We start from the raw sequence: 12,131 nt of genomic DNA on the forward strand, positions 1-12,131 counted from the left end.
GAGAAAAATAATGCAGATACGATGTATCCCTATCGATTAAGACAATCCCTTTTTTTGTCATAGTGTACCACAGTATCATAGTGGCGAATATATCCAATCACTGACAGACAGCCATGGCAATGTCGTCAAATGTATAAATTTTTGGCTCTCAAAATGCTTGGTGATTTTACTTAGGAGAATTAAAGAGTAAGCTTACGCTACACCCAAGTCATCTCGCCGTACGGACCAATTTTCCACTCACTTCTTTTTCAATTAGCGCCATCTTGTTATTATCTAAAGGTTGCTGCTCGTTGTTGTAGCGCCAGCTATCGGCAGAACGGGTCAGACTGGCAAACCATAATGCCTTCGTATTACTTGGCAGTTTGGCCAAAGCTAATTCACTAATCACATTGCCTTCATCATCACTGAGCTGACAAGACGCTTGTTTCGCTTTGCTAAGCGCATAGCCGTGATAAGATGACACAATCATCACCACATGAAATACTTGCGGCGGAAGCTTACTTAAAAAAAGCACCATACTTTCTTGATTGAGGTTGGCATCATTGACCTTTGTGCTTTGATTGTTATAAGGGTCTTCTTTGCGGTCATCGATAGCGCTAAATGGCTTTTTGCCCAATAATTCATCGCCTTGATGACGCACTGATTGCGCTTTATCACGGACATTTTTGAACCAAACGGTTTCAATTACCTCGCCATATCGGTTACAAAGTAAGCAGGATAAGTCTAAGTCCATGGCTTGCGTGCGTTTTTTAAATTTATTGTAAAGCCCCGATTTTGGCATCTGCGTTTGCTGCCATTGCACGCTAAAATACCACTGCTTGAGTACCACATCCATATGCTCGATAGCTATACCTGACGCTGTTTTATCATCTTCAAGCTGATCGTCTTGGGTGATTGCTAACTGATGACTTTTTTGCAAAATATTGTCATCAGTCATTGAGTTGATTTTTGGCGCCTTCTGTAGCGAATGGTGTAGCGGCGAGGTACTTGCCACTCCTGCCTCATTGGTGTTTTTATCGGTTAAATTGGATGAGTTGACAGGCGCTATCACTTCAGCCGATGGTGCTGGCGTTGGGTCAGCAAACTGCGTCGAAATAATCTGGTACGTTTCTGTGGTAGTGCTGGGTGTCAGATTGTCAGGCGATTTGACAGATGTGATAGGTGAATCATCCGTCAAATCACTGTATAAAATCGTGGTTTTTGGCTTACTAGGCTGCTGTGAGTTGGTGTCGGTGGCAGTGGACTCAAGGGTGTTATTATCAGTATGTTTCATAAGATTCTCGAAAAATCGGACAAAGTAGTTAGTTTACTTGGGCGTTTGTTCATTATTCGCTTATTGTTTGGGCGGTGGGTTGTTGATTAGGCGCTTGTTGGTTTGGCGTTTGGGTTTCAAAGACGGCGATTGATAAAATCTCAGGCTCGATTTTTCGCAGTCCTTTACCAAAACCGCGTAGCCACCATACTAGCTGCGACGTCATGTTCACTGTGGCTGTGATATGCAATCCTTCATCATCTTCCCAGCTTTGCTGGTCGGTTGACAATGGGCTTTCAAGCAAGCTTGCCCCCGATAACGGATGAAACAATAAACGCACTTGCTGTATGGGGGGCTCGTGGTTGTTTTTTTCACTGTCAGGCATGAGTTTTTGGAACAACGGATAATTAAACCCCATCGCGCCTGTGTTGATATAATTGTCTAAATTAAAATCTTTCGGGGTTTGCGCGTCGCTTGCGCTCACTTCCGCACTTTCAAAACGGTGCAAAGCAAATTGGCGCACATCGTCAGACGCTCTGTCAGTTCGCGAGGCAATCAAGTAAATCACTACACCACGCTGCACAATGGCTAGCGGATTTAAGGTGTATTTTTGCGCTTCCTCTCGCCCGCGCGCTTTATAACAGGCGATGAGTTTTTTATTTTGAAACAATGCATCATAGACGGCGTCTTTGGCGGCTGGATTGACCGATGGCGGGATGAGCGGTTGATTGGCGGACAGGATACGCACTCTATCAAGCCAAGTATTTGCCACTTTGCTTTCTTTGAGTTGCCGATTCGCTAGGTCAAACCAAGGAATCAATTCATCCAAAATAGCCGGGGGTAATAGCTGGGTCAAATTATGGCGCATCATACTAAACGCCACTGCTTGCGACAAATTCATGTGCGGCAAGCTTTGCATCGGTGCATCTTCACGCCAGCGCCAACCTTGTGGATTGGTGTTGTTTTTTTCAATCGGAAAACGCGTTGCCAAAGCGTTTAAATCTCGCTGAATGGTTCGCAAACTGATATCAAAACCCATCAAATCAAGCTGTTCTTTGATATGGGTGGTACCGAGCCAACGTTTGCGATCCAGCTGTGACAGGATTTGCCATTGCCGAGCCGTCGTTGCGGTTGCATTGTTGGCAAGCGATTTACTCATGGCAATTCTCCATACGCAGGTAAAAGACAGATAGTTAAAAGGCAAGCGGTTAATAATAAATAATAGCCAGCTAAGCGCCAAAGCTTTATCAAGCTTTAAAAAATTAACACCTTGATACCTGCATAATTTATCAAAATTTAGCGCAATATAGGTGATAAATTATATTAACATGTCATTTTATGTCGTTTATCATCTTTATTGGGTGTTATGGTTATCAGATTGTGTATGAATCAGCAAAAACGCTTGTGTAGAGGAGTACACCCTTTTTTACCCTTAGCTGCAATTTAGTTTGTCCATTAAATAAATTTTTCTCAAGCTCATAGAGTAAATGCACTTTTGACACACTGCGATTGATAGCAGACAAAGCTATCGCGTCAAAGTCAACATTAAACCAAATCGCTTCGATAGTAAAAGGCACATCGGGATACGACAACCATAATTTTAAATGACGCTCTTTTAACACCCGATAATCTTGCACTACAAACACCCCATCAAATATCGGTGCCACAAACCCATGTCCCCAAATAGCCAACGTCTGCAAGCTATCTATAAAATCAACCGTGAATTCACCGGCTGTCAATTCGCCATCGCTATATAACGTCTCTGCAAATACCTCATCAGCCACCGCTGCAATTACCTCATCAAACGCTTTACAAAATGGCTCAAAGTTTTTCCGTTTGATTGTCAGGCCTGCCGCCATCGCATGCCCACCAAAGTGGCTAATGAGTTCGGGGTAGGTTTGCGCGACTGATTCAATGGCATCACGGATATGAATGCCTTCAATAGAGCGTGCGGAACCTTTGATAGCATCGTCATCTTCAATCAATGCTGTATCAGCAGGGGCAAACACGATAGCGGGCACATGGTAGCTTTCTTTTAATCTGCCTGCGACGATACCAATCACCCCTTGGTGCCACTCATCTTGATACAAAATAATACTGCGTTTGCGGTGCGTTACTTGATTTACAGCATTTTGCTCAGATGGATTCTCAAGCGTCCTTAATACACTATCGGCTTGTTGTCGCATGCCCTGCTCGACTTGGCGGCGCTCTTGATTGAGTTTATCGAGCTGATGCGCAAGCCGCTGTGCCTCCCCCCAATCATCGGTGAGCAAGCAGTCAATGCCTATGCGCATACTATCCATACGACCTGCGGCGTTGATGCGTGGTCCCAAAATAAAACCAAAATCTTGAGCCGTGATGTCGGCTACCTGCCGACTCGCCTGCTCCAACAATGCCAAAATACCCACACAGCAACGACCTTGCTTGATGGCTTGGATACCTTGGTGCACCAAAATACGATTATTTTGGTCTAATACGCCCACATCCGCCACCGTGCCGAGTGCCACCAAATCAATATAGCGACTCACTTGGGTGGTGGATTTGTTGGCTTGGCGTCTGACTTTGGCAAGATTGCCTAGCACATAGAATGCCACCCCAACCCCTACCAATGATTTACTAGCAAAATCACAGCCCAGCTGATTGGGATTGACCACGGCATCGGCGTTTGGTGTCGCCTGCGTCGTCAAGTGGTGATCGGTAATAATCACCGTTAGCCCTTCGGCTTTGGCAAGTTCGACCCCCGCATGGCTAGAGATACCATTATCAACCGTGACAATGACATCAGGATGATAGGTTTCAATACCTAGCGCAACAATTTCTGGCGTCAGTCCATAACCGTACTTAAAACGATCGGGCACCAAGAAATCAACCTGCGCGCCCATTTCACGGAGCACCCTTACCATCAGTGCCGTGCTGGTCGCGCCATCGCAGTCAAAATCACCCACAATCAGTATTTTTTGCTGCGTATCAATCGCCTTATCAAGTAGCGCCACGGCCTTGGTAATGCCTGTCAACGAATTTGCAGGTAACATCTTATTGAAGGCGGTGTCTAAATTTGCCACATCTTGCACGCCCCGCCCAGCCAAAACGCGGGCTAATGTCATCGATGTCTGCGCCAAGGGCTGTAAATCGCGGGGAATCTCGTCAATATGGGTCGCACTAAAACGGGGAGTCACAGTCAACATAAATTTATCATGGTTGTCAAATAAAGTAGAGAGAACAAACTAGCATAATGAGAGTGAATAGGCAAAATTACAACAGCAAAATGATGAAAAACACCCCATCAGCTTTCGTAGCTATTTGTGCGTTTTGCATATCGTAATAATGCCACTACAAACCATTAGCATTTTTTTGCAAAAAGATGCTTATTCATACGTTTACACTCAGTTATAATCAAACCAAAGAGTCATTACTTACCATTAATGAAACAGTATCAATGACCATTAATGAATAATCATCTCTTGTTGCAAGCGTTTTGCAATACTACCTTTACTATTGATAATTGAAATTTTTTAGAAGGAAAAATTATGTCAGCAGAAAATTCGACCAAAACCATCGACCCAAAACTTGATTTAGAAAAAATCAAACGCGAATGCGAGGCGATGATTAAAAGTAAAGCCAAAATGTCTGCCGTAGCAGCGGTTGTCCCTGTGCCGCTGCTAGACGTTGCGGTTGACGCAGGTCTATTATCAAAATTGCTACCTGAAATCTCCGCTAAATTTGGTTTAATTGAACCAGCTCAAGCAGCGGTAGATTTGAACAACGGCGCGCAAATCAACCAACTAAAAGATAAAGCGGTGGATTTTGCAGGGCTAGTGGTGACGCGCAGTATCGCCAAAAAAACTTTCCAAGGTTTTGGTAGCCGTATTATCGCCAAGCAAGTCACCAAATTTGTACCGTTTGGTGGTCAATTAGTGGCGGGTACCATCGGTTATTTGATGTTTAAAAAAATTGCTGAAAATCACATCAATGAATGCTACCAAAAAGCTAAAAAATTACAGCAGCAAGCAAGCTAATTGTTGATATAAAGGCTTGTATTAAAACCCCTTTAGTTACTAAAGGGGTTTTTTATTGAAAAATTCTCAAGCTTTAATGAGCAATGACCAAGCGAAAGTAATAGCTTATGTAACGATATTTTTCTACAATGTGTCTTTAAACTATTTTTTTGGGTCAAGTTATGCGTCATACCTGTCAGACATCACTACGTTTTATCAAAAGGCCATTTTTTAATATCCATCCAATCACGCAAAGCGTTTTGGTAATTATTGGCATGTCCATGACTGGTGTTAGCGCTCATGGAGCGGCTAGCGAAGCTGCTAATGGCGAAACTGAATCCACCTTGCCGAGCCTTACTTTTACCACCACAGCAACCAAAACGCCGACGCTTGTCAAGAATACCATCGCCCAAACCACCGTGATTGATGAAGAACAATTACAACGTTATCGCGGTCAAAGCGTGATAGATGTATTGCGTAGTCAAGCAGGGGTGCATATTACCCAAAATGGCGCGGACGGTAGTGCGAGTAATTTTTATCTTAGAGGCTATGAAGGCAAGCAAGTCTTAGTGCTTATTGATGGGGTTCGCTATAGCTCGATGACCATTGGTACGCCTGCATTATATCTTATTCCAGCCGACCAAATCGACCGTATTGAGATATTGTATGGCGCTTCGGGTGCTAGCTTATATGGCGCTGATGCGATGGGCGGCGTGATTCAAATCTTTACCAAAGGTCAAAATGCTCAGCAGTCTAATGTTGCCTTGACCATTGGCGGCGGTACACAAAACAGCTATAAAGGGCAAATCACGGGGCAATATGTCAACGATACTTCTACCTTAAGCTTATCTACAGGCTATGAAAAAACCGATGGTATCAATGCCACGAGACCCGATGTCGGATCTAATTATTTTGCGGATAAAGATGGTTTTGAGTCAAAAAGTGCAAGCTTTGTCGCTAAACACAAAATAAATGACGCAGTCGATGTGGGTGTCAATGGCTTAGTTTCAAAATCTACCAGTGATTTTGATAGTGGTGCTACCCTAATCAATACTTATTCCGATCAAAAAAACGGCGCAGCATCAGCCTATATTAACTTCAATCAAGATAAACTCTCTGCCAATCTCAAATATGGTCAAAGTTTTGATAAAACAACAACTTACGACTCAACATCACCACAAGGCAATACCTTTGACACCACACAAAAACAGCTCAATTTTCAATTGGGCTATAAGTTACCCGTGGGACAATTGATTGCAGGCTTAGAGCATCTTAAGCAAGAAGCCGATGTTAATGCTGATTACGGTGGCGGCTATAATGCGATTTATGATTTAGACCGAACTGTCAAAAGCCTTTTTACTAGCTACCTAGTTACCCAAAATAATTTTGATTTTCAAGCAGGCGTGCGACGAGATGATCACTCTGAGTACGACAAGCATACCTCTTATAATATTGGCAGCGCTTATCGTATCAACCCAACAACCCGTTTAGGTCTAGCTTATTCAACAGGTTTTAAAGCGCCTACTGTCCAAGACATATACTATGGCAGTGGCAAAGTACCTTTCCAAACGAACAAAAACTGGGAAGCCTTTATTGAAAATAGCGGCAAGAATCGCACTACACGTTTAACAGGTTATCAGTCGGACATTGAAAATAAAACCATTTGGGCTGACGGAAAAACCCAAGTGATTCCCAATGCCTCGATTGATGGTATCAATCTAAGTTCTGATTGGAAATCAAACGCGCTGTTATTTGGTTTTGACTATGACTATCAAAAAGCCAAGAATGAGACGACTAATCAAACCTTGTATTATCACCCAAAAAATAAAGCCACAGTGTATGTCGGATATCAGCAACCTAAATACGATTTGCGTGCTGAAGTGTCTTATACTGACGAATCCATCTCACCTGATTACCGTACCTATCCAGAAACCAGACAAACCTTGGATGATTATACTCTGCTGAATATTTCAGCCAATTATTATCTTAGCCCGAACTTGACGATTAATACGAGAATCAATAATTTAACAGACACCTCTTATCAAACCGTTTATGGTTATAACACTAAAGGCACCAACGCCTTTGCATCACTAACCTACCAATGGTTCTAATTTTTATAACTGCAGTACATCAAAGGGCATAGATTTTATGCCCTTTTTTATATGTCTTTTTTATACTTCTTTTTTTACAATCACGTTTTAACTTTTGCACTATTTTGGTTCAAAATATATCATACTACGATTAGCCCGTTGCTATAAATGAGTGATTTTTTGATATCAAATGACTGATTTGCTGCCCATCGTTCTATTATTTATCTGTTGTGAAAATAATCCAAACATTATTCAATAGTTTGTTGGCATTTAAATTGCACTTTAACCATTGCTCAAATTTGTGGTAGTTATCCAATGACCCATCCTACTTTTTTACATAGTCTTGAATCCAACCAAACCCTGTTTGATGATATGTTCAATAACCTATTATCGGGGCTGATTGTCGCTGACAGCAACTATGAGTGCGTCTATATCAATGCGACGGCTGAGCAGATTTTGTCAGTCAGTCAGCCCCATTTACTTCATAAAAATGTGATTGATATTTTAACCCCCGCAAACTATGAAAAACTACTAACGCAAGCACCAGAGCAATCATCCACGGATGATGACCTGATAACCCATAAAAAAACCAAAGTACAGGCCAAATTGGCGCTACAAAACCAATTTGAACATACCAAAAAAATGTACCAAGCCTTTATCCATCATGATTGCACCATTTTGGGGCTAAGCGCTCAAGGGATTGGTGCACCATTATTGGTCGATTATGGGGTTTCCCCGTTAGAAACCGAGGCGGGTTTTTTCTATTTGATTGAAATTTGGGCAAAAGATCGCGAAAGTCGTATTCAGCAAGAACAATATCAAAATCACCAACATTTAATAACCCGCCAAATGATTCGCAGTATGGCACACGAAGTCAAAAACCCTTTAGCCGGCATCCTTGGGGCAAGCCAACTGCTTGAGAAGAATTTTAATCAAATCATGAAATCTGATGGGATTGTCCGCTATATTAACGACACCAAGGCGCAAAAGGTCGCCAATTATCTCAGTATCATCATGGATGAGACCAGACGACTCAATAACTTGGTGACCCAATTGCTGGGTGCGCCAAATTTGCCCAACTGGCAAGTAATCAACGTGCATGAACCACTACAGCATGTACTAACATTGGCAGAGATACAAAACCCCAATATTAGTCTAGTCAGAGACTTTGATTTATCATTGCCAGAAATCACCGCTGATAAAGACCAGCTCGTACAAGTATTTATGAATATCGTCAATAATGCGATACAAGCGCTCAATGAAAACGACATTGTATCGCCTAGCATCACGGTAAAAACCCGTATTCAGCACCAACAAACCATTGGCGATATACGACATAAAAGCGTATTGCGCGTTGATTTTATTGATAATGGCTTGGGCATTGATAGTGAGTTGTTACCGCAAATTTTTTATCCTTTGGTCACAGGACGCGCCAATGGTACGGGGTTGGGACTGGCACTTGCTCATGACATTATTCAGCGTCATCAAGGGCAAATCAGTGTAACCTCTCAGCCAGGTGAAACCCTGTTTACGATTTTTTTACCTTGGCAAATTCGGCAAATAACCAAATGATAGTTTAAGCGTGGTACACCATAGCATCATGACTGATCGGCTATGAATTTTTCAATCAATAATGTTTAAACCAATAAAGTTTCCCATATAGGGTTTTTATATGACTTATCCCAATAATAAAACGCCAACCACCGAGCCTATTGTTTGGGTCATCGATGACGACCAAGCGTTACGTATGATTTTGGAAGACACGCTGACAGATAGTGGATTTCAAGTGCAAACCTTTGGCAATGCGAAATCGGCGTGGCGGCTGCTACAAGATAGTGGGCAAGACAGTCAACCGAAGAGTGACAATAGTGCCTCCTTACCAAGCATCATCGTCACCGATATTCGAATGCCGATGATGAATGGCTTGGACTTTAGCAGTAAAATCAAACAAGCCTTTGCACAAATTCCTGTCATCATCATGACCGCGCATGCCGATGTGCAGTCTGCGGTGGATAGCTATCAATCAGGCGCATTTGATTACTTACCCAAGCCGTTTGAGCTAGATGATGCCATTGCCATGGTAAAAAAAGCTTGCCTGCAAAGCCAGTCAAACCAAACACAAAAGCGCAGTAAGTCCGAGAACCACAACGACTCTCTGATTCGTGATGCACAGCAGCCGCCAACTGAACCCGTGGCAGCCGAGCCAGAAAAAACCACCACCAACCCATCGGGTATCATCGGGCAATCGATTGCTATGCAAAAAGTATTTCGTGCGATTGGCCGCTTGTCGCATATGCCGATGACCGTACTCATCACCGGCGAATCAGGGACGGGTAAAGAGCTGATTGCCAGTGCCTTACACGAACATTCGCCACGCAAATCCAAACCATTTATCGCGCTCAATATGGCGGCGATTCCGCATGATTTGATTGAAGCTGAACTATTTGGTCATGAAAAAGGCGCGTTTACAGGTGCGACTACCACGCGCCAAGGGCGTTTTGAGCAGGCGCATGGTGGCACTTTGTTTTTGGATGAAATCGGCGACATGCCTTTACCTACCCAAACACGTTTGCTGCGCGTCTTAGCAAATGGTGAGTTTTACCGTGTCGGTGGTCTCAAACCCATTAAAGTCGATGTACGTATCATCGCAGCGACCCATCAAAACCTAGAAACTCTGGTGCAACAAGGCAAGTTTCGTGAAGATTTGTTTTATCGGCTCAATGTCATTCGACTGGCGCTACCTTCCCTACGTGAGCGCCGCGAAGACATTCCGCTGTTAATCGATTTTTTTATGCAAAATATTACCAAAAGCATGGATACCCCCACCAAAACCATCACGCCGTCTGCCATGCATATTTTGCAAAGCTATCATTGGCAAGGTAACGTGCGTCAACTTGAAAATACCTGCCGTTGGCTCAGTGTGATGACAACAGGGCAAACCATTCAGCCCAGTGATTTGCCACCCGAGATTTTACAAGCGTTTGAATCGCAAGATAGTACGCCTATAACTACGCGTGAGCCCAATACACAGACACATAAGACACATAATTATCAGCCTGACACTCAGTTTGAGACACCAGCTAGCGAACATCCATCATCTTTGTCAGCTCCCAGTAACACCCCCAGTGCTAGTGCCAATCTCAGTGCCCATTCGAGTGCGCTGCCAACGCCTTTGTCCGCTACGACGGTCGTACCGACCTTACCTGCATCACAAACTGGCGCGACCGCAGATTGGATCACGCCGCTGCAAGTTTGGGCACAACAAGCACTCGCTGAAGGACAGTACGACATTCTGCAAACCGCTTATCCGATGTTTGAGAAATGTTTACTTGAAGTGGCACTTGCCCATACTGCTCAGCATAAAGGACAAGCGGCTGACCTACTGGGTTGGGGGCGCAATACCGTGACCCGAAAATACCAGCAGTTGATTGAAGGTAGACTCGTTAAGCCATCATGATTGAGACAAGGTCAACTCACAAAGTACTGGTTATCATAAAAAATGGCTGTCAGTCGCTCGTTACTGACTTACAGCCACTATCAGCTTCAAATCCACTCAACCATACCGAGCTTTGGTACGGGGTATGGCATTCAACTCACTCCCCGCCTACTGCCGTTGTCGTTAAACAATTACTACCTCACTTTAATGCAACCAATCTCGCCCATTTTGAGCAAGAAATTAACGCCCTTCATCATTGCCAAAGCCTAGCGATTGACAGCACCCATCATACAAGCGGTATTCCCACGCTGTATGCTTCAAACCTTCTACCTGATACCCTCATCTTTGACCAACAGCAGCCGCAGCAATCTGTTAGTCCGTGTCTAGTCATGTCGTATCATCCAGGCGAGACGTTAAAATCCTTGCTGTATGCGCATGCTAAATTGCCAATACTTAATCTTCCGCAAAAAATGACCATTTTTTTACATAGTTGCCAAGTGGTCAACCGTTTGCATCAATTTGGGCTGATGCATTTGGATCTCAAACCCGCCAACTTTATTGTAAAACCCAATCTTGAAGTGGTGTTAATTGATTTTGGTCTGAGTGATTTTAGTTTTAGTGATATTGGTCTTGGCGATGCTATGGGGAAAAATGCCTCACTGAACTGCAAAACTTACACCGCTGGTACGCCTGCCTATATGAGTCCTGAGCAATTCACAGGACAGCCTTTTGACAAGTTTAGCGACTACTATAGTTTGGGGGTGATATGGTACGAATTATTGATGGGATGTCTGCCTTTTATGGCAGATGATTATCCTGGTTGGGCAATCGCGCATCGCCAACAGCCCGTGCCTTTTCTATGCCCAAATCATCAGTTATCAGAATTTGCTTGCCAAGCTTGCCAGCCTTTTATTGACAAGCTGCTGGCAAAACGCGTGGAAAACCGTATTAGTAACTTGGCAGATATTATCAATGCGCTAAAAATTTTACTTAACCAATAAAAAAATGCGTTTTTTTTAAAAAACCCCTTGCCAAAGCGAAAATTTTCTATATAATAGCCAACCACAAAGACACTGATACAAATATTGAGTCAACACTTTGAGGCAACTCATGGGGCTGTGGCGAAATTGGTAGACGCACTGGATTTAGGTTCCAGCGCCGCGAGGTGTAAGAGTTCGAGTCTCTTCAGCCCCACCACTCAAATCGATATTAGTTAAATTAACCTGCCTCTTGCAGGTTTTTTTATGCCTAAAATTCCTGTCTATCTTATCTCACCATTGCTTACTGCCTTACTGTTAGCCAGTATGCTGCTCATTTTGTTGCTAAAAATTTTTTAACTGATTGCCAACTAGCTAATT

General features: G+C 43.3%; 8 protein-coding genes and 1 tRNA gene. 6 read left to right on the top strand and 3 right to left on the bottom strand.

Features of this window, described 5'->3' with window-relative positions; translation table 11 throughout:
• Positions 1-208: 208 nt before the first annotated feature.
• The 3 genes from RTR63_RS01245 to recJ form a co-directional block, all read right to left on the bottom strand.
• Positions 209-1,273, bottom strand: a complete 1,065-nt coding sequence (locus RTR63_RS01245) for a TerD family protein (RefSeq protein ID WP_312522253.1) — start codon at positions 1,271-1,273, stop codon at positions 209-211.
• 52 nt (positions 1,274-1,325) lie between these two features.
• Complete coding sequence (locus RTR63_RS01250; protein WP_312522255.1) at positions 1,326-2,411, bottom strand: helix-turn-helix transcriptional regulator; 1,086 nt, start codon at positions 2,409-2,411, stop codon at positions 1,326-1,328.
• Between the two features lie 214 nt (positions 2,412-2,625).
• Entirely contained in the window at positions 2,626-4,437 is a 1,812-nt protein-coding gene (gene recJ / locus RTR63_RS01255) for a single-stranded-DNA-specific exonuclease RecJ (protein WP_312522257.1), read from the bottom strand.
• A 342-nt stretch (positions 4,438-4,779) separates the two neighbouring features.
• Between recJ and RTR63_RS01260 the strand changes: the two genes are divergently transcribed.
• The 6 genes from RTR63_RS01260 (at position 4,780) to RTR63_RS01285 (ending at position 11,970) form a co-directional block, all read left to right on the top strand.
• Positions 4,780-5,268: a hypothetical protein gene (locus RTR63_RS01260; protein WP_007114980.1), complete on the top strand. Its 489-nt coding sequence runs from the start codon at positions 4,780-4,782 to the stop codon at positions 5,266-5,268.
• 260 nt (positions 5,269-5,528) lie between these two features.
• Positions 5,529-7,358 carry a TonB-dependent receptor domain-containing protein gene (locus tag RTR63_RS01265; RefSeq protein WP_312522260.1) on the top strand — a complete coding sequence of 610 codons (1,830 nt, stop codon included), beginning with the start codon at positions 5,529-5,531 and terminating at the stop codon, positions 7,356-7,358.
• Positions 7,359-7,652: 294 nt separating this feature from the next.
• Positions 7,653-8,909: a two-component system sensor histidine kinase NtrB gene (locus RTR63_RS01270; RefSeq protein ID WP_312522262.1), complete on the top strand. Its 1,257-nt coding sequence runs from the start codon at positions 7,653-7,655 to the stop codon at positions 8,907-8,909.
• A gap of 100 nt (positions 8,910-9,009) precedes the next feature.
• On the top strand, positions 9,010-10,794 hold the full coding sequence (locus RTR63_RS01275; protein WP_312522263.1) for a sigma 54-interacting transcriptional regulator: 1,785 nt from the start codon (positions 9,010-9,012) through the stop codon (positions 10,792-10,794).
• Positions 10,791-11,774, top strand: coding sequence for a serine/threonine-protein kinase (locus RTR63_RS01280; protein WP_312384089.1), 984 nt, complete (start codon positions 10,791-10,793; stop codon positions 11,772-11,774). The genes RTR63_RS01275 and RTR63_RS01280 overlap by 4 nt, the downstream gene beginning before the upstream one ends.
• 111 nt (positions 11,775-11,885) lie before the next feature.
• Positions 11,886-11,970 (top strand) — tRNA-Leu (locus tag RTR63_RS01285).
• The last annotated feature ends 161 nt before the right edge of the window (positions 11,971-12,131 follow it).

Origin of the sequence: Moraxella sp. CTOTU47724, assembly GCF_032014955.1 — a bacterium.
Taxonomy (GTDB): Bacteria; Pseudomonadota; Gammaproteobacteria; order Pseudomonadales; family Moraxellaceae; genus Faucicola; species Faucicola tetraodonis.